The 19,307-nt window shown below is 31.0% G+C and carries 14 protein-coding genes, 1 tRNA gene and 1 riboswitch; of the genes, 6 read left to right on the top strand and 9 right to left on the bottom strand.

The annotated features are described in order from the left end of the window. Positions 1-36: 36 nt before the first annotated feature. The 8 genes from FP421_RS06245 to FP421_RS06280 form a co-directional block, all read right to left on the bottom strand. A complete protein-coding gene (locus FP421_RS06245) occupies positions 37-1,284 on the bottom strand; it encodes a sulfate adenylyltransferase subunit 1 (RefSeq protein WP_159948700.1) in 1,248 nt (415 codons plus the stop codon). Between the two features lie 86 nt (positions 1,285-1,370). Beyond that, a complete protein-coding gene (gene cysD, locus FP421_RS06250; protein WP_159948702.1) occupies positions 1,371-2,276 on the bottom strand; it encodes a sulfate adenylyltransferase subunit CysD in 906 nt (301 codons plus the stop codon). A gap of 10 nt (positions 2,277-2,286) precedes the next feature. Next, positions 2,287-2,901: a phosphoadenosine phosphosulfate reductase domain-containing protein gene (locus FP421_RS06255; RefSeq protein WP_159948704.1), complete on the bottom strand. Its 615-nt coding sequence runs from the start codon at positions 2,899-2,901 to the stop codon at positions 2,287-2,289. Continuing rightward, a complete protein-coding gene (locus FP421_RS06260) occupies positions 2,901-3,164 on the bottom strand; it encodes a DUF2061 domain-containing protein (protein WP_159948706.1) in 264 nt (87 codons plus the stop codon). The genes FP421_RS06255 and FP421_RS06260 overlap by 1 nt, the downstream gene beginning before the upstream one ends. Before the next feature lie 220 nt (positions 3,165-3,384). After that, complete coding sequence (locus FP421_RS06265) at positions 3,385-3,798, bottom strand: RrF2 family transcriptional regulator (RefSeq protein WP_159948708.1); 414 nt, start codon at positions 3,796-3,798, stop codon at positions 3,385-3,387. 28 nt (positions 3,799-3,826) lie between these two features. After that, complete coding sequence (locus tag FP421_RS06270; protein WP_159948710.1) at positions 3,827-4,996, bottom strand: trans-sulfuration enzyme family protein; 1,170 nt, start codon at positions 4,994-4,996, stop codon at positions 3,827-3,829. A 74-nt stretch (positions 4,997-5,070) separates the two neighbouring features. Next, the gene (gene thrA / locus FP421_RS06275) at positions 5,071-8,472 is read right to left on the bottom strand and encodes a bifunctional aspartate kinase/homoserine dehydrogenase I (RefSeq protein WP_159948712.1); all 3,402 of its coding nucleotides are present in this window, start codon (positions 8,470-8,472) and stop codon (positions 5,071-5,073) included. Between the two features lie 173 nt (positions 8,473-8,645). Then, positions 8,646-9,920 (bottom strand): O-acetylhomoserine aminocarboxypropyltransferase/cysteine synthase family protein, encoded by a 1,275-nt coding sequence (locus FP421_RS06280; protein WP_159948714.1) that lies wholly within the window; start codon positions 9,918-9,920, stop codon positions 8,646-8,648. Between the two features lie 120 nt (positions 9,921-10,040). After that, positions 10,041-10,151, bottom strand: a riboswitch (SAM riboswitch). A 324-nt stretch (positions 10,152-10,475) separates the two neighbouring features. On the opposite strand from FP421_RS06280, the gene metK reads away from it, so the two are divergent. Further along, positions 10,476-11,732 (top strand): methionine adenosyltransferase, encoded by a 1,257-nt coding sequence (gene metK, locus FP421_RS06285; protein ID WP_159948716.1) that lies wholly within the window; start codon positions 10,476-10,478, stop codon positions 11,730-11,732. 360 nt (positions 11,733-12,092) lie between these two features. On the opposite strand, the gene FP421_RS06290 is transcribed toward metK, so the two are convergent. Next, positions 12,093-12,166 (bottom strand) — tRNA-Asn (locus tag FP421_RS06290). 185 nt (positions 12,167-12,351) lie between these two features. On the opposite strand from FP421_RS06290, the gene FP421_RS06295 reads away from it, so the two are divergent. The 5 genes from FP421_RS06295 to pnuC all read left to right on the top strand — a co-directional run bounded on the left by FP421_RS06295 (position 12,352) and on the right by pnuC (position 19,266). Continuing rightward, entirely contained in the window at positions 12,352-15,078 is a 2,727-nt protein-coding gene (locus FP421_RS06295) for a 2-oxoglutarate dehydrogenase E1 component (protein ID WP_159948718.1), read from the top strand. 32 nt (positions 15,079-15,110) lie between these two features. Beyond that, complete coding sequence (odhB, locus tag FP421_RS06300; protein ID WP_159948720.1) at positions 15,111-16,325, top strand: 2-oxoglutarate dehydrogenase complex dihydrolipoyllysine-residue succinyltransferase; 1,215 nt, start codon at positions 15,111-15,113, stop codon at positions 16,323-16,325. Positions 16,326-16,650: 325 nt separating this feature from the next. Then, a complete protein-coding gene (locus FP421_RS06305; RefSeq protein ID WP_159948722.1) occupies positions 16,651-17,019 on the top strand; it encodes a DUF2200 domain-containing protein in 369 nt (122 codons plus the stop codon). An 881-nt stretch (positions 17,020-17,900) separates the two neighbouring features. Further along, entirely contained in the window at positions 17,901-18,665 is a 765-nt protein-coding gene (locus FP421_RS06310; protein WP_159948724.1) for a 2OG-Fe(II) oxygenase family protein, read from the top strand. A gap of 16 nt (positions 18,666-18,681) precedes the next feature. Beyond that, positions 18,682-19,266, top strand: coding sequence for a nicotinamide riboside transporter PnuC (gene pnuC, locus FP421_RS06315; RefSeq protein ID WP_159948726.1), 585 nt, complete (start codon positions 18,682-18,684; stop codon positions 19,264-19,266). The last annotated feature ends 41 nt before the right edge of the window (positions 19,267-19,307 follow it).

Raw genomic sequence — 19,307 nt, forward strand, 5'->3', positions numbered from 1 at the left:
AACTTTACCATAATAACCCTAATTTTTGGTAAACTTTTACTTAATAAACCCTACACCAACTGTGTTGTTTGTTTTTGGATTCACTAAAATGAATGATCCATTTGATTTATTATCTTTATAAGCATCAAAAGCTAATGGTTTACTTAGCTTTAATTGTATATCGCCAATTTGATTCAACTCTAATTCTGATGGATTTTCTTCAATTCCAGAGAAATCGGTTTTGATGATACTATTTAATTGAGTAATTTTTGCTTGAGCATCATTTACACCGTGTTTGATGTAATATTTTTGCAATGCTTGTAATGGCTCCTTATCCATCCAGCAAATGGTAGCCTCTAATTGTTTTGCAATAGTTGGTTGCTCATCAACTTTTACTAACATATCACCTCTACTAACGTTTACATTATCTTCTAAAGTGATAGTTACTGAACTTCCTCTTTTTGCTTTTTGAAATTCTTTATCAAAGAAATTAATGCTCTTGATTTTTGATTTGGTTAACGACGGCAATACCGCAACTTCATCACCTACTTCAAAATCTCCACCGTAAATTTTACCTGCATAACCTCTGTAATCGTGGTATTCCTCAGTTTTTGGTCTGATAACCGTTTGCACAGGAAAGCGTGTTTGAGAATCATCATTGATATCATCAGAGTCTAATCTTTCTAAATGATGCATTAAGGTTTCACCTTGATACCAATCCATATTTTCAGACTTATCAACTACATTATCTCCTTTTAAAGCTGATAATGGAATGAATGTCAAATTCTGATTTTTATACTCACTTTTACTTGCTAAATATTCGATTTCTCCTTTGATTACATTGAATTTCTCCTCTGAAAAATCAACCAAATCCATTTTATTAACAGCGATTACAACATCTTTTATTCTCAATAAATTATTGATAAAAAAGTGTCTATAAGTTTGTTCTACAACTCCATTTCTTGCATCAATTAAAACAATAGAAGCTTGAGCAGTTGAAGCTCCTGTAACCATATTTCTGGTATATTCTATATGGCCAGGTGTATCAGCAATGATGAAGCTCTTTTTTCTGGTTGAAAAATAAATATGGGCTACATCAATGGTAATTCCCTGTTCGCGTTCTGCAACTAAACCATCTGTTGCTAAAGAAAAATCTAAATAGTCAAATCCTCTTTGACGACTTTTTTCTTCAATTGCTTCTAACTTGTCATCAGTCAATGATTTTGTATCGTATAAAATACGACCAATTAAGGTACTCTTACCATCATCTACACTTCCTGCTGTTGCTATTTTTAATACTTTCATTTTTTTCTTGGTTTTTGGTTGATAGTTTTTGGTTTTTAGTTCTCACTGAAACCATCAACTAAAAACTAATTACTATCAACTAAATGTTAAAAATACCCTTGTTGTTTTCTTTTTTCCATTGCTGCTTCAGAGCGCTTATCGTCAATTCTTGCACCTCTTTCTGAAATGGAAGAATCTCTGATTTCTTCTACCACTTTAACAATATCTACTGCATCAGACAATACAGCAGCTGTACAGCTCATATCTCCAACAGTTCTAAAACGCACCATTCTTTCTACAACTTCTTCTTCTTTATCTCTATATACTACTTCATCGTCTGCAGACCAAATCATTCCATCACGAACAAAAGTTTTTCTTTTGTGTGCGAAATAAATAGAAGGAATTTCGATTTCTTCTTGTTCTATGTAAGACCAAACATCTAATTCTGTCCAATTCGAAATTGGAAATACACGCACATTCTGCCCTAAATCAATTCGTCCATTTAGCATATCAAACACTTCTGGACGTTGGTTTTTTTCATCCCATTGCCCAAAATCATCTCTTACAGAAAAGATTCTTTCTTTTGCTCTTGCTTTTTCTTCATCTCTTCTTGCTCCACCAATACACGCATCAAAACCAAATTCTTCTATAGCATCAAGTAAGGTTTCAGTTTGCAACATATTTCTACTTGCATATCTCCCTGTTTCTTCTTTAACTCTTCCTGAATCGATATTGTCTTGTACATTTCTCACAATCAATTCAACACCTAATTCTTTAACTAATCGATCTCTAAATTCGATAGTTTCTGGGAAATTATGCCCTGTATCTATATGCATTAAAGGAAAAGGGATTTTTGCAGGATAAAATGCTTTTTGCGCTAATCTTACTAGGGTTATACTATCTTTTCCTCCAGAAAATAATAACACTGGTTTTTCAAACTGAGCTACTACTTCTCTAAAAATAAAAATTGCTTCACTTTCTAAAGCTGCTACTTGTATTGTTTCTTGACTCATATATTTTGTTTTAGATATGTAAACCACATTCGCGGTTACTTTCTACTTTTGTTGGATCAAAATAGGTAAACTCATTTGGTAATTCTTTTTCTTTTAAATAGGCATCCAATTCTTCATCAGACCAATTGTAAAAAGGACTTACTTTTATAACTCCATCTTTACTCTGAGAAACTACATCAATACTATTTCTAAAAGCAGTTTGTCCTTTTCTTAAATTTGTGAACCAAACATCTGGTTGATGTTCTTGCATCGCCCTAGAAAATGGTTCTAACTTTACTTGCTCAGTAAAAACAGCATGTTTAGGATCTTCTATAGATGGCACTCCTAAAACTACATTTCTATGAGCGGCAGTTTGTTTTGGTGTATATAAATGGATGTTTAAATTTAGTTTTTTTGTAATTTCTTCGGCATGCTTGTAGGTTTGCACAGTATTATATCCTGTATCACACCAAATAACTTTTATGTCTTTTTTTACATCCGTAACTGCTTTTAAAATAGCCACTTCATAAGGTCTAAAATTTGTTGTAATTACCGGATTCTGTGCAAAAGAAACGGCCCAAGCGATAATTTCTTTAGGACTTTTAGCTTCTAACTCTTTGTTTATTTGATCTAAATTTAAACTCATTATTTTCCCCATTTTATTTTATTCCAGATTCTTTCGTGAAAAAAGTATAAAATTAGTTTTGTTATAAAATCTACTGATGCAATTGATGTTGCTAAAGCAATTTCTCCTGTTAAAATATACGAAACAACTAAGGTATCTAGCGTTCCTACTACCCTCCAACTTAATGCCTTTAGTACACTTCGTAAAGGTTTTTCAGAATTCTTATCCTCTTCAAAACCTTTACTGTGTGCTTTTTTGCTAAAAATGATTTGGTTTAAAATCATAAAAAATCAATTCAAATAATTACCCTACTTATTTAATAGGGTATGCAAACATACAGTATTTATGACATACAAGTCGAATAAAAAACTTAAAAATTACTTAAACCCTATAGATTTAGTAGATTAATAAAAAAAGATGTAAATCATTGATAATATGAAATTACTACAAGGATGTAGTTAAAAAATAATTTTCTAAATATAAAGTGTGATAAAAATTCTCATTTTAGCAATTACATAAATCTGCCAAAGTGGTATTTCTAAAGATTTGTAAAGAACTGTCTCTAACTTGAACCATTAGCTTATTTACAGCACAAGTTTCTTCGTCTGGACAATCTTCGCATTTTTCATAGAAATTGAGACTTACACAAGGCACCATTGCAATAGGTCCTTCTAAAATTCTCATTATAGTAGTCATTTGAATTTCTTTAGGTTCTTTTAAAAGATAGTAACCACCACCTTTTCCTTTTTTAGAACCTAACAATCCGTTTTTACGAAGCGTTAACAAAATACTTTCTAAAAACTTTAATGAAATATTTTCATTTTTAGATATTGTTGCTATTTGAACAGGAGTTTTATTTTCCTGTCTTGCTAAATATGTAAGTGCTTTAATTCCGTATTTTGTTTTCTTAGAAAGCATAAAACAAAACTAAGCAAAATAAATCTAATTAATTCGCTTCTAATGCTTGCTTTAAATCTTCAATAATATCCTCTACATTCTCTAAGCCTACAGAAACTCTTACCAAACCGTTTGTAATACCAACTTCTAAACGATCTTCTTCTGACAACCTCCCATGAGTGGTTGATGAAGGATGGGTTACAATTGTACGTGTATCTCCTAAATTTGCAGATAAAGAACACATTTGTATATGATCTAAAAACTTTCTACCAGCGTCAATTCCTCCTTTAATTTCAAAAGCTACTATATTACCTCCTAATTTCATTTGTTTTTTTGCAACTTCATACTGTGGATGAGATTTTAAAAAAGGATATTTCACCAACTCTACATGCCCATTTTCTTCTAAAAATCGGGCTACTTTTAATGCGTTTTCTGAGTGTTTTTCTACTCTTAAAGATAAAGTTTCTAAACTTTTAGATAAAACCCAAGCATTAAAAGGAGACATCGCTGGCCCAGTATTTCTTGCAAACAAATAGATTTCTCTTATTAAATCTGATGAACCAACAGTTACACCTCCTAAAACTCTTCCTTGTCCATCCATTAATTTTGTAGCTGAATGAATTACTAAATCTGCTCTAAATTTTATAGGTTGTTGAATGTATGGTGTAGCAAAGCAATTATCAACAATAAAAATAAGGTTGTGCTTTTTAGCAATATTACCAATCATTTCTAAATCTAAAATATCTACAGCAGGATTTGTTGGAGTTTCTATATATAAAATCTTTGTATTTTCTTTGATTAAGCTCTCAACGATATCAACTTCATCTACCTTAAAATAAGAGGTTTCGATATTCCATTTTGGCAAATATTTGGTAAACATACTATGTGTTGAACCAAAAACTGAACGACAAGAAACAATATGATCACCAGCATTTAACAAAGCTGCAAATGATGAAAAAATTGCTGACATACCTGTTGCAAAAGCATAACCTGCTTCTGCACCTTCCATTTGTACAATTTTATCTACAAACTCAGTAGTATTAGGGTTTGTGAATCTACTGTATAAATTACGTTGTTTTTCTTCTGCAAAAGAAGCTCTCATTTCTTCTGCATCTTCAAAAACAAAACTTGAGGTTACATATAGAGGTGTAGAATGTTCAGAAAACTGAGTTCTTTCTGTTTGATTTCTTATGGCTTCTGTTTCGAAATTTTTTTTCATGTTGGTTGATAGTTGTTGGTTATTAGTTGTTGGATTTTGGTGCTAACTAACAACCAAAAACCATCAACCAAAAACTAATTATTATGCTTTGCTAATCGTAATATATCTCCAAAAACTCCTCTTGCAGTAACACTTGCACCTGCTCCTGCTCCTTGAATTACAATAGGTTGTTCTCCATAAGATTCTGTGTAAATCTCAAAAATGGCATCAGAACCTTGTAAAGATCCTAAAGGTGTATTTGATGGGGTTGAAACTAATTTTACAGCTAAATTACCTTTTTCTTTAGATAAATCTCCGCTTAATTCACCAATATAACGCAACACATGATTTGGCTTTTGATTCTCTTTTAGATTTTGATATTCTTCATTTAATAATTCTAAATTACTTAAAAAACGATCAACTGAACCCTCTCTTAATTGTTCTGGAATTAGATTTTTGATTTCAACTTCGTTCAATTCGTTTTCTAATTCTAGTTCTCTAGCTAAAATTAACAATTTTCTACCCACATCATTACCACCTAAATCTTCTCTTGGGTCTGGTTCTGTAAATCCTTTATCAATGGCCTCTTGCAAAACCTCTGAAAAAGGAACATCTTTTACTGAAAAATTATTAAATAAATAACTTAATGAACCCGAAAAAACCCCTCTAATTTTAGTGATATTCTCACCTGACTCATGTAATAATCGAATTGTATCTATCAATGGTAAGCCTGCTCCTACATTGGTTTCGTATAAATACTGCTTTTTATATTCTTTTAACTTAGCTCTTACTTCTTGATAAAATTCAAATGATAAGGTATTGGCAATTTTATTACAAGAAACCAAATCAAAACCAGCTTCAATTAACGGAATATAATTATCTACAAAATTAACACTTGCAGTATTATCAACTGCAATTAAATTTTCAAAATGATGTGTTTTTGCAAATGCTATGATGTCATTTACAGTAGTATTTTCATCACCTGTATTATATAAATCTTCTTTCCAGTTTTTAGAAACTCCATTTTTATTTAGCAATACTTTTTTAGAGTTTGCAACTGCAAAAACATTCAACTGAATTTTTCGTCGTTCTAAAACAGATTGTGTATTTTCTATAATTTGATTGATTAATGTACCACCAACCAAACCTTTTCCAAAAATGGCAATATTTATTTTCTTGGTAACTCCAAAAACTTGTCCGTGAATTACATTTACTGCTTTGTGTAATTGCTCTTTCTTCACCACCAAACTCACATTTTTACCTGTCACTGTATTATTGAATAAAACAGGTACAATTTGGTTTTTGATTAAGGCATTATAAGGGTGATGAAACTCACTTAAATCTTGACCAATAATCGAAATTACTGATACATTTTTAACAATTGAAATCTGATTTACATCCTGAGCATAAAAATCATTTTCGAACTCTTTTTGTAAAGCAGCAACAGCTTCATCAGAATTATGAGCATCAATAATTAAACCTATTCCTCTTTCTGATGATCCTTGAGAAACAATGCTTACACTAATATTTTTATCACTTAATGTTCTAAAGATACGTGCATCTACGCCCACTTTTCCTAACAAACCTCTACCTTCAAAATTAATTAAAGCAACATCATCAATTGTAGAAATAGATTTGATACCTTTTGTTGATGATTCTGATGTGATTAAAGTTCCTTTATCTGTGTTATTAAACGTATTTAAAATTCTAAGATTGATGTTTTTTTCTAATAACGGAATAATTGTTTTTGCATGTAAAATTGAGGCTCCAAAGTTTGCCAATTCATTAGCTTCGGAAAATGAAAGTTGTTCAATCTTTTTTGCATCAGCTACCAAATCTGGATTTGCAGTGTAAATTCCGCTTACATGTGTGTAATTTTGCAGTTCATCCGCATCTAAATAATTGGCTAATAAAGCTGCTGAATAATTGCTCCCATTTCTACCTAATGTTGTGGTTTCTCCTTTTTTATTTGATGCAATAAACCCTGTAACTATATTAATTTTATTGTTGTTCTTTTTAAAGTACTCAGCTACTTTTTCTTTTGAAGCAGCATTTAGAGGTTGTGCATTTCCAAAGTTTTCATCAGTAACAATTAATGTTCTTGCATCCACAGATTCTGCTGAAATTTCTTGAGCATCTAACAAACTTGTAATTAGTTTTACTGACAATAATTCTCCTTGAGCCAAAACCTCATCTTTTATTTTCTGGCTGTAATCACCTAACAAAGAAACACCCTCAAAAATGGTTTCTAAAGTTGAAAATTCTTTTGATAAATCTACTCTCCCATTAGGTTCTTGTTGATAATCTTTAAACTTTTGAAACTTATTTTTATAGTCTTTTTTAGAAGCTGCTTTTTCTAAAATAACTTCCAAATCGTTTGTAGTATTGCCTCTTGCAGAAGCTACAACAGTAATTTTATCTCCGTTTTTATATTTATTCGAAATAATCTCGATAGCATTTTGTAAGCCTTTACCATTCGCCAAAGACTTGCCACCGAATTTAATGATCTTCATTTTTTTCTCTCTATAGTTTTTATTGAAAATAGGTTCAATAATTTTTTCTAATTGATCATATTCTATTAAAAAAGCATCATGACCATGCACAGAATTTATTTCGTTATAGGTCACGTTTTCTTTAGTAAGTGCAATTTGTTTGTGAGTTTCTCTGTTTTCTTCAGCTGTAAAAAACAAATCAGAATCCACACCAATAATATGAATATTCGCATCAATTTTATCTAAAATATCGAGTGCTTTTTCTCCACCAACAGTTACATCAATTGTTTTTAACAACTGATTCATCAATTTATAAGATGATAATTGATATCGCTCTTGTAATTTTTTACCATGATGCAACAACCAACTTTCTACATTAAAAAAGTTTGAGTTTTCGTTTTTAGAACGATGAAAACGCTCTTTAAAAGATTCTGGAGTTCTATAACACAACATTGCGTGCATACGAGCATCATGCACAGGATTTTTAGAATTGATTAAAAATTGTTCTTGAATTTGGCAATTGGCAATCAACCAATCTGTAGATTTCCAATCGGTTGCAATTGGTATAAAATGTTTGGTTAAATCGCTTTTTAACACCATCATCTCCCAAGCAATTCCACCTCCTAAAGAACCACCAATCAATGCAAATAATTGCTTAATTTTTAAAGTACCTAATCCTTCTAAGAAAATTTGTGCAACATCTCTAGCAATAAAATCCTTGTAATTATCAATTAAAAAACCATCAAAACCATTACCTGGAATATTAAAAGATAGTACTGTATACACATCTGTATTTATAGCTTTTTCTTTACCTACAATATCTTGCCACCAACCATTTTCACCTCCAACGTCACTATTACCAGTTAAAGCATGATTGATTAAGATAACAGGAGCTGTACCTAATTCTTGACCAAAAACCTGGTAACTTAAATTTAACTCAGGAATTTTAGCTCCCAATTCTGTGCTGAAATTTTTAATTTTGATATGTTGCAATGGATGTTTCAAATCTTTTTTTAATAAAAAATCAATTAGTATGTCATTTCGACCTTGTGGAGAAATCTAAAATTAGATTTTTCTACTTCATTTTATTTCGCTCAAAATGACATACTAAAGAACTTTAGATTCTTATTATTATTTTAACCTACAAAGTCTTTGAAACCTTGCAGGTTAAAATTTAATTATATTTTTGCGAAAGCCGCTTTTAAATCAGCTTTTAAATCTTCTATATCTTCAATACCAACAGATAATCTAATTAAATCGGAAGTTACTCCTGCGCTTTCTTGTGCTGCTTCATCCAATTGTTGGTGAGTGGTACTTGATGGGTGAATAATTAAAGATTTTGTATCACCAATATTAGCCAACAAAGAAAACACTTTTGTTTCGTTTGCAACTGTTTTTGCTGCTTCAAAACCACCTTTTGGACCAAAAGTAACAATTCCGCTTTGTCCATTTGGCAGGTATTTTTTAGCTAATTCATTGTATTTACTACTTTCTAATCCAGGGTAATTTACCCAAGCAACTTCATCTTGCGCTTCTAACCATTTTGCTAATTCTAAAGCATTTGTAGAATGTTGTTTGATACGAATTGGCAACGTCTCTAAACCTTGAATAATATTAAATGCATTTGTTGGACTAATTGCTCCTCCAAAATCACGTAACCCTTCTAAAATTAGTTTAAAAGTGTACGATGCTGCACCCAAAGTTTCATGATATTTTAATCCATGGTAACCTGCAGACGGCTCTGTAAATTCCGGGAATTTACCATTAGCCCAATCAAAAGTTCCACCATCAATAATTGCTCCTCCCAAGGAATTTCCTTGACCTCCAATATATTTTGTTAAGGAATGAATTACAATATTAGCACCGTGTTTTAATGGATTTAACAAGGCTGGAGTTGCCACTGTATTATCCACAATAAAAGGAACTCCTGCTGCTTTAGAATGTACAGAAATAGCCTCTAAATCTAATACATCTAATTTTGGGTTTCCTAAAGATTCTACAAAAAACGCCCTTGTATTCTCTTGCACAGCAGCTCCAAAATTATCAGGATTTGAAGCATCTACAAATGTAGTTGTAATTCCTAGTCTAGGTAGGGTAACATTTAACAAATTATATGTTCCTCCATATAAACTACTTGAAGCCACAATATGGTCTCCTGCTTTTAAAAGCGTTAACAAACCTGTAGAAATTGCTGCTGTACCAGATGCAAAAACTACCGCTCCAATTCCGCCTTCTACAGCTGCCAATCTTTCTTGTAGAATTTGATTTGTAGGGTTATTTAAACGTGTATAAATAAAACCTAATTCAGCTAACGAAAATAAATTTGCGGCATGGTCTGAATCATTAAAAACGTAAGATGTAGTTTGATAAATTGGTACAGCTCTTGTACCTGAAGTTTGTGTTACATCATGACCTGCGTGCAACGCATTTGTTGCTAATTTGTGTGTACTCATTTTTCTATTTTTTGAGTTAATAAATAATTAAAACAAAAGTCAAATGCATCAAAATATTGATGTACTTACTAGAAAAATGTTATTAAGAATTAGAATTTTCTTGATTTAGAAAAATCTTTTTTGTTATCTATCCAAGTTATAAACTTAGGTAGAATTTAGCACCTTCTTTAAAAAGCTAAAGGGTTGCTAAGGCTTCAACGGGTCTAATCCCTACACCTTTCTTGATAACATTTCAATAAGTTATTGAACTTTGTGAGTACAAATATTGCAACAGAAATATTTAAAAACCAAATAAAATTCGAATTATTTTATTTCTCTTTAGATTTTCATAGAATTTTAAAAGATCGATTGCATTTTAAATAATTTTCAAAGAAATTTCATCTAATTTATAATAATGATGTAAATTTGCATTTTAATAAGAGGAAAAATTTGAACTGATTGCAACCTCTTTTTCTGAAATATTCGGAAGAAACAAAATGCTAAAGCAGTAATTTTCTACTTCTTTTAGCGACAATGCAATCAATTTTAATAAAAACAAAAAAGATAAATTGAATTATGTCGTATTTATTTACATCAGAAAGTGTTTCAGAAGGCCATCCAGATAAAGTAGCAGATCAAATTTCTGATGCTTTAATCGATAATTTTTTAGCTTTCGACAAATCTAGTAAAGTTGCTTGTGAAACCTTAGTTACTACCGGTCAAGTTGTTTTAGCTGGAGAGGTAAAATCTAAAACCTATTTAGACGTTCAAAAAATTGCTAGAGACGTAATTAATAAAATTGGTTATACCAAAGGAGAATATATGTTTGATGGAAATTCTTGTGGAGTTTTATCTGCAATACACGAACAATCTCCAGATATTAACCAAGGAGTAGATAGATCTAGCCCTGAAGAACAAGGTGCAGGAGACCAAGGAATGATGTTTGGTTATGCAACTGATGAGACAGAAAACTACATGCCTTTGGCACTAGAATTATCTCACAGACTACTTAAAGAATTGGCTGAATTACGAAGAGAAAATAAAGATATTACTTATTTAAGACCAGACGCAAAAAGCCAAGTAACTATTGAGTATTCTGATGACAATATACCTCAAAGAATAGACGCTATTGTTATTTCTACACAACATGATGATTTTAATGATTCTGATGATGTAATGTTAGCTAAAATTAAAAAAGATATCGTAGAAATTTTAATTCCTAGAGTGGTTGCAAAACTACCTGCTGAAATTCAGAAATTGTTTACAGATAATATTACCTATCACATAAACCCAACTGGTGTTTTTGTAATTGGTGGTCCTCATGGAGATACTGGCTTAACAGGACGTAAAATAATTGTAGATACATATGGAGGAAAAGGTGCACATGGTGGAGGCGCTTTTTCTGGAAAAGACCCTTCTAAGGTAGATAGATCTGGAGCATATGCCACAAGACATATTGCAAAAAATCTAGTTGCTGCTGGTTTGTGTAAAGAGGTTTTAGTTCAAGTTTCTTATGCTATTGGTGTTGCTGAACCTACAAGCATTAATGTTGAAACTTTTGGGACTGCAAAAGTTGATTTAACAGATGGGGAAATCAGTAAAAGAGTAGCGAAAATTTTTGATATGCGTCCTTATTTTATTGAACAACGTTTAAAATTAAGAACTCCTATTTATTCTGATACTGCTGCCTATGGTCACATGGGTAGAACTCCAGAAATAAAAACGGTTTCGTTTACAAATCCGATGGGAGAAACAGTTTCTGAAGAAGTTGAAACATTTACTTGGGAAAAATTAGATTATGTTACCCAAGTCAAAGAAGCTTTTAACTTGTAACAATTACTAAAAAAAATTAAAATATAGGAAAAAGTCTTATCTAAAATGATAAGGCTTTTTTTTATTTTTAACATGTATTAAAATAATAATTTGCTGCAAGACTTAACTGTTTTTTGTTATTAAAAAAAATAACCATAAAAAGCAATTCAGTTTAACAAAGATTAACAATTATTGGGTTATAATGTTTATTACATTTTTTTCTAAAACAAGAGAAATACAATCACTTAAAGGGTACTAATACAACTTTTTTAATATTACTCTATCTTCTTAGAATAATTTCCAACACCTTAAAAACAAAACATAAACAACTGATTTACAGCAAACAAAAAAGCCTTATCAATTATGATAAGGCTTTTTTTGCTCCCCCTCTTGGGCTCGAACCAAGGACCCTCTGATTAACAGTCAGATGCTCTAACCAACTGAGCTAAGGAGGAGTTTACTTCCCTAATTGGGATTAGCGAGTGCAAATATATACCTTTTTAGAATATCCCCAAATATTTTTTATTTTTTTTTCAATAAAAAGTTTATTGTTATAATTAAAATTTTAAAACTTGTTTAACAACTAAATATTGTATTTTTGTTCGTTCCAAATGCTTATCAAAAAAGCAGAGACTAAACTATGGATAAATTTTCGTTTTTAAACGCAGCACATTCAGGCTACATTGCCGATTTATATGATCAATATTTAGTAAACCCGGACTCTGTAGAACCGAGTTGGAGAAGTTTTTTTCAAGGTTACGATTTAGCTAATGAAAACTACTCTTTAACAGATGATGAAACAATTGAAATACCTCAAGAAGTTCGTAAAGAATTTTTAGTGGTAGATTTAATTAATGGATACAGAACTCGTGGTCATTTATTTACTAAAACAAATCCCGTTAGAGAAAGAAGGCAATATCAACCAACTTTAGATATTGAAAATTTTGGATTAACTCAAGAAGATTTAAAAAACGAGTTTTCTGCAGGTGAAATTTTAGGTCTAGGAAAAACAACACTCTCAAATATCATTGATTTTTTGAAGCGTGTATATTGTGATTCTATTGGGGTTGAATATACCTACATGCGAAATCCAGAAAAGTTAAAATGGTGGCAAAATCGATTAAACAAAAATGCAAACCATCCTGATTACTCCGTAGACGCAAAAAAATATATTTTAGGTAAATTAAATCAAGCGGTTACTTTCGAAAGCTTTTTACAAACCAAATATGTTGGTCAAAAAAGGTTTTCTTTAGAAGGAGGTGAAACATTAATACCAGGAATTGCTGTAATGCTTAGAGAAGCTGCAGAAAAATATGGTGTAAAAGAATGTGTGTTAGGAATGGCACATAGAGGTCGTTTAAATACCTTGGTTAACATCTTTAAAAAACCCGTAAGAGAACTTTTTAGTGAGTTTGAAGGAAAAGATTTTGAAGATGAAGACATCGACGGAGACGTAAAATATCACTTAGGTTTAACACTAAGCAAAACGTATAGAGATGGTAATGAAATCAAAATGAATTTGGTTCCAAATCCATCCCACTTAGAAACAGTTGCCGCAGTTGCAGAAGGAATTACTAGAGCAAAGATTGATAGAAAATACGATGGTGATTCTGATAAGATTTTACCAATTGTAATTCACGGTGACGCAGCCATTGCTGGTCAAGGAATTGCTTACGAAGTAGTTCAAATGGCAAAACTAAATGGCTACAAAACTGGTGGTACAGTTCATATCGTTGTAAACAATCAAATTGGTTTTACTACCAACTATTTAGATGCCCGTTCAAGCACCTATTGTACAGATGTTGGTAAAGTTACTTTATCTCCAGTTTTACACGTAAATGCAGATGATACAGAAGCTGTTTGTCATGCAATGGAAATGGCACTAGAATTTAGAATGCGTTTTAAATCGGATGTTTTTATAGATTTATTAGGATATCGTAAATACGGTCATAACGAAGGTGATGAACCTCGTTTTACTCAACCAAAGTTATACAAAGCAATATCTAAACACAAAAACCCAAAAGATATTTATGTTTCTCAGTTAGTTTCTGAAGGTTCTATTGATAATAATTACATCAAAGAAATTACATCAGAATTTAAAGAGATGCTAAATACTGAGTTTGATAATTCTAAAGAAGATACAACTTCTAAAGTAAAAGAGTTTATGAAATCTACTTGGGAAGGTTTTGAACGTCAAGACAAAGAAGCTATGTTAGCTCCTTTAGATACAACCTATCCTTTAGAAGATTTAAAAAATATTGCCAAAGTAGTTTCTACAGTTCCAGAAGGAGCAAATTTTGTTAGAAAAGCAGAACGTATTTTACAAGGTAGATCAAAAATGACATTTGAAACCAATCAATTAGATTGGGGAATGGCAGAGAATTTAGCTTACGGATCTTTAATGGAAGAAGGTTATAATGTACGTATTTCTGGTCAAGATGTAGAAAGAGGGACATTCTCTCACAGACATGCTGTTTTAAGAGACGAAGTTACAGAAGAAAGAATCAACCTATTAAACACAAATCCGAATACAAAAGGAAAAATGACGATTTACAACTCGTTATTATCTGAATATGGAGTATTAGGTTTCGATTATGGTTATGCTATGGGAAATCCGAACACGCTAACCATTTGGGAAGCTCAGTTTGGAGATTTTTCTAACGGAGCACAAATTATGTTTGACCAATATATTTCTGCTGCAGAAGATAAATGGAAAGTTCAAAACGGAATTGTTGTTTTGTTACCTCATGGATATGAAGGTCAAGGTTCTGAGCATTCATCAGCAAGAATAGAACGTTATTTACAATTATGTGCTGAGGATAATATGACAGTTGCCAACTGTACAACTCCAGCCAATTTCTATCACTTATTGCGTCGTCAAATGAAACGCGATTATAGAAAACCGTTAATTGTATTTACACCTAAAAGTTTATTACGTCATCCAAAAGCCGTAAATTCAATCGAAGAATTGGCAACAGGAGAATTTCAAGAAATAATTGACGATACGTTAAACCCTGATGGAATTAAGAAAATGGTATTCTGCATGGGAAAATTCTATTATGATTTATTAGCAGAAAGAGAAGAGTTGCAAAGAGAAGATGTCGCATTGATTAGAATAGAGCAATTGTTTCCTTTACACAAAGAGAAAATTCAAAAAATTATTGATAAATATCCAAATGTAACAGATTACGTTTGGGCACAAGAAGAACCAAGAAATATGGGGGCTTGGAGTTATATGTTACAACGCTTTGAGTTGAAAAACTTAAGTGTTTGTTCTCGTAAATACTATGCAGTTCCAGCTGCTGGTTCAAGCACGCGTTTTAAAAAGCGTCATAGAGCTGTTATCGATAGCGTTTTTAATAGTTAAGATTATAAAATTTCAGAATAAAAATAGAAAACATGAGTGTTTTAGAAATGAAAGTTCCTTCTCCAGGAGAATCAATTACAGAAGTAGAAATTGCAACTTGGTTAGTTGAAGACGGAGATTATGTTGAAAAAGATCAACCCATTGCAGAAGTAGATTCTGATAAAGCAACTTTAGAATTGCCTGCTGAAGAAAGTGGAATTATCACTTTAAAAGCAGAAGAAGGTGATGCTGTAGAAGTTGGTGCTGTAGTTTGTTTGATTGATATGGATGCTGCAAAACCAGAAGGTGATGCTGCTCCTGCCAAAGAAGAAGCTCCAAAAGAAGAAAAGAAAACTGATGCTGCTCCTGCTCAAAAAGCAGATACCTATGCAACAGGAACTGCTTCTCCTGCCGCTAAAAAAGTATTGGCAGAAAAAGGAATTGACGCATCAACAGTAAAAGGAACTGGAAAAGATGGTAGAATTACCAAAGAAGATGCTGTAAAAGCAGTACCTTCTATGGGAACGCAACCTGCAAACGGAACTCGTGGAACAGAGCGTAAGAAAATGTCGATGTTACGTAGAAAAGTAGCAGAGCGTTTGGTTTCTGTAAAAAATGAAACTGCAATGTTAACTACGTTTAACGAAGTAAACATGCAACCAATTTTCGATTTACGTAAACAATATAAAGAAGACTTTAAAGCAAAACATGGTGTTGGTTTAGGCTTTATGTCTTTCTTCACATTAGCGGTTGTTAGAGCTTTAAAAATGTATCCAGATGTAAACTCTATGATCGATGGAGATTTCCAAATAAAACACGATTTTCAAGATATTTCTATTGCAGTATCCGGTCCTAAAGGATTAATGGTACCTGTAATTAGAAATGCAGAAAACTTAAGTTTTAGAGGAGTTGAATCTGAAGTAAAACGTTTGGCTTTACGTGCAAGAGATGGCCAAATTACAGTTGATGAAATGACTGGTGGAACCTTCACCATTACCAATGGTGGTGTATTTGGTTCTATGTTATCTACGCCAATTATCAACCCTCCTCAAAGTGGAATTTTAGGAATGCACAATATCGTAAACAGACCAATGGCTGTAAATGGAGAAGTTGTAATTCAACCTATAATGTATGTAGCATTGTCTTACGATCATAGAATTATTGATGGTAGAGAATCTGTTGGTTTCTTAGTGGCTGTTAAAGAAGCACTAGAAAATCCTGTGGAGTTATTAATGGATAACAACCCAACAAAAGCATTAGAAATGTAGCCCAGAATCTGGGTTTATAAGTATGTCAAGCAGAACTTTCGAAGTCTTGAACTGAAGCTTGTCTAAGTTTATCATAAAATATTAAAATCCTGAGCTTTTGCTTGGGATTTTTTTTGAAGCTATTTCTTACTTTCTACTATATCTTTTTCCTTTTTAAATAAAAACGTCACTATTAACTTACCAAGCAACCTTATCTTTAAAGAACAGATTACCTCATTAGTTTCTTATTGGTAATGAGGCTATTAAAAAAAAGGTCTCACTTCAATCGGAGCTAAACTTGTTGTTTTATATAATTTTGTAAATTGCTACTTTAAAAATTTATAAAGTGAAGGTTACAACTAAAAAAAACGAACAAGTTGCAAATATGATTTTTGCATCTGTCTATCCTCATTACTGGAATAGATTAGAAAAAAATGGTAGAACAAAAGAAGAGTTCCACAAAGTAATAGAATGGTTTACAGGATATAATGAACAAAAACTACAAGAATTAATTGATGATAAAGTTACGTTTAGAATGTTTTTTGAGAATGCAAAAATTCACCAAAACGCACACATGATTAAAGGAGTTGTTTGTGGCTATCGAATTGAAGAAATAGAAGATGAGTTTGAAACATATAAACAATGTAGACAAATGGAAAAGCTCATTGATGAATTGGCTAAAGGCAGAAAAATGGAAAAGATTTTACGTGCTTAATCATTTATTTACAATCATTTAAAACTGATTTTGTTAGTTTGATTTATATCACCATATAAAACAAGAGTTTGTATTTATTACTTTTTGCAATTAAAAAAATAATTTCGTTAGCGTCGAATATAAGTCATTAAAACGACGTCTTATTTGTCTTTAGCTATACACCCATTAAACCCAAATAAAAACAGTATTAAACATCAATTGTAATTTCTTTAATTGCTATAACCGCTTACTTCATCAACTTTTATGGAATGCCAGTATAACTGTTAAAAACATTTCTAATGCAAATATTCAAACAGCCAATGTAACACTTCAAAATACAGGTTTAGACTTTGGTCCAATTAAAGCTAAGAAACAAAACACCATTCATTATTCTTTAGAGCAAACTGAGGGTGTTTATAAATATCATTTTGTCTTAAAAAATAGTGTTATAAGAAAACTAGAAAAAACTTATTAATTTTTTACTATAGTACTTCTAAAGATATTTATATAGGTATGACATATATTATACAGAATTTGCAATTATAAATGTTTGTTTTATTCACTTATTAAAAATTGTGTATAAATAATAAATTACAGAGTTTTGGTTTTCTCTGATACTTATTCTCGAGTTTTCATTTACACCCTTTCCATTTTGTATTATTACTGATATTAATTCAGCTTAACTATATTTTAATAATCAAATATTAAAGAAAAAAAGACAGATTATAAGACTAGAGTTCAATGAATAAAACTAAATTATTAGTTAGCTTTGTATTACGTTATGAAATAAGGTATTTTTACCTATTCTATTGTATATTTTCAACTAAAAATCTGACTTAAGACGAATACAGGTCATTGAAACAACGTTATATGCGCATTAAGTTAGGTATAATTATAAAAATGTGAACCCAATAATAACTGAACTATATTTTTCAAAAAAATCAAATTTAAAAATTAGAACTGCTCTTTTAAATTTTGTAAAAAAAGACAGCAAATACAAGAAACAGTTCTTACAGTCAAGGTATAATACAGCTTTTGATGGATATTCATATATAGGTCAGAAAGACAGCTTAAATCAATATGAAAATGATATGCTCCATTCATTTGTAATATCAGAATTTCAGAATATTGAAGATTTCCCTAAAGAATTTCATAGTTTCCTTAAAGATGATTGGGAAAAACTGATTTCTACTGTAAAAAATGCTGAATTGACTAAAATTAAAGAACTTAACATTCCTGAATTAACTCAACTTTACAAAGATAATATCATAGGATATATGATGTCTTGCAACTATTACCCTAAACCTATCAATTGTAAATCGAATGCTAAAAATAATACTCGCTTATCAGCACATAAAGATGTTTCTCTTTTTACCACTTTTCCATATGGTGTTGATAATGGACTCTCAGTTTTAGACATTAATAATAATTATGTAGAAATAGACAAAAAAGAGAAAACCTTTTTATTTTCTGGTTATTTCTTAGAATTTATGACTCACAAAAAAATACCTGCACTTAACCATCAAGTAAATTTACCAAAAGATTTAGAATCTGAACGTTTTTCATTTGCTGTTTTTTCTATTCCAAAACCAAATACTACTTTTTCAGGTAATGGAATGGCAATAAATAGCACTGATTATTATAAAAAATATCTATCTCTTTTTTAAAACACTATTTTATTTAATGAATCTTTACTTAGAAATAATTGCTGTTGTTTTAAATTTAATCTATTTAATTCTATTAATAAAAGAGCGCATTGCTTGTTGGTTTTTTGGTGTTTTAGGATCAATAGTTAGTATATATCTCTTTTATTCAATAGGGTTGTATTCTGAATCTATTCTTTACATCTACTATGTATTTATAGGTATATATGGGTATCAACTCTGGAAGAAAAAAAATAATCCGAAAGACAATTTAAAAATACAAACAGTAAGTCTAAAAAAACATTTCTTAATTGTAATATCTGGAATTTTACTTGCTCTAATTGCAGGTCAATGTTTTAAATCATATACTAATGCTGTTAATCCATATCTTGATGCTTTTACTACAACTTTCAGCTTCATTGCAAGTTTTTTAGAAGCAAGGAAAATTCTTAGCTCTTGGCTTTTTTGGATTTTCATTAATACTGCCACAATTCTACTATACTTTCAGCAAAGTCTAGACTACTATCTATTGCTCACTGTTATTTATATTGCGTTTTCATTTATAGGATATATTGATTGGAAGAAAAAACATCAAATAAATAAAGCGAATGTTAACTATAATTAATTCAGGTTTGGTGCTGAATTCAAAGTTTTTTGCTTTTAAAA

This window comes from Polaribacter septentrionalilitoris, from assembly GCF_009832745.1.
In the GTDB taxonomy this organism is placed as follows: domain Bacteria; phylum Bacteroidota; class Bacteroidia; order Flavobacteriales; family Flavobacteriaceae; genus Polaribacter; species Polaribacter septentrionalilitoris.

Excerpts from the sequence above, each read along its gene's own strand:
- odhB (WP_159948720.1), top strand. The coding sequence starts at position 15,111 with ATGAGTGTTTTAGAAATGAAAGTTCCTTCTCCAGGAGAATCAATTACA.
- FP421_RS06265 (WP_159948708.1), bottom strand. The coding sequence starts at position 3,798 with ATGCTTTCTAAGAAAACAAAATACGGAATTAAAGCACTTACATATTTA.
- FP421_RS06295 (WP_159948718.1), top strand. The coding sequence starts at position 12,352 with ATGGATAAATTTTCGTTTTTAAACGCAGCACATTCAGGCTACATTGCC.
- FP421_RS06270 (WP_159948710.1), bottom strand. The coding sequence starts at position 4,996 with ATGAAAAAAAATTTCGAAACAGAAGCCATAAGAAATCAAACAGAAAGA.
- FP421_RS06245 (WP_159948700.1), bottom strand. The coding sequence starts at position 1,284 with ATGAAAGTATTAAAAATAGCAACAGCAGGAAGTGTAGATGATGGTAAG.
- cysD (WP_159948702.1), bottom strand. The coding sequence starts at position 2,276 with ATGAGTCAAGAAACAATACAAGTAGCAGCTTTAGAAAGTGAAGCAATT.
- metK (WP_159948716.1), top strand. The coding sequence starts at position 10,476 with ATGTCGTATTTATTTACATCAGAAAGTGTTTCAGAAGGCCATCCAGAT.
- pnuC (WP_159948726.1), top strand. The coding sequence starts at position 18,682 with ATGAATCTTTACTTAGAAATAATTGCTGTTGTTTTAAATTTAATCTAT.
- FP421_RS06260 (WP_159948706.1), bottom strand. The coding sequence starts at position 3,164 with ATGATTTTAAACCAAATCATTTTTAGCAAAAAAGCACACAGTAAAGGT.
- FP421_RS06255 (WP_159948704.1), bottom strand. The coding sequence starts at position 2,901 with ATGAGTTTAAATTTAGATCAAATAAACAAAGAGTTAGAAGCTAAAAGT.
- FP421_RS06280 (WP_159948714.1), bottom strand. The coding sequence starts at position 9,920 with ATGAGTACACACAAATTAGCAACAAATGCGTTGCACGCAGGTCATGAT.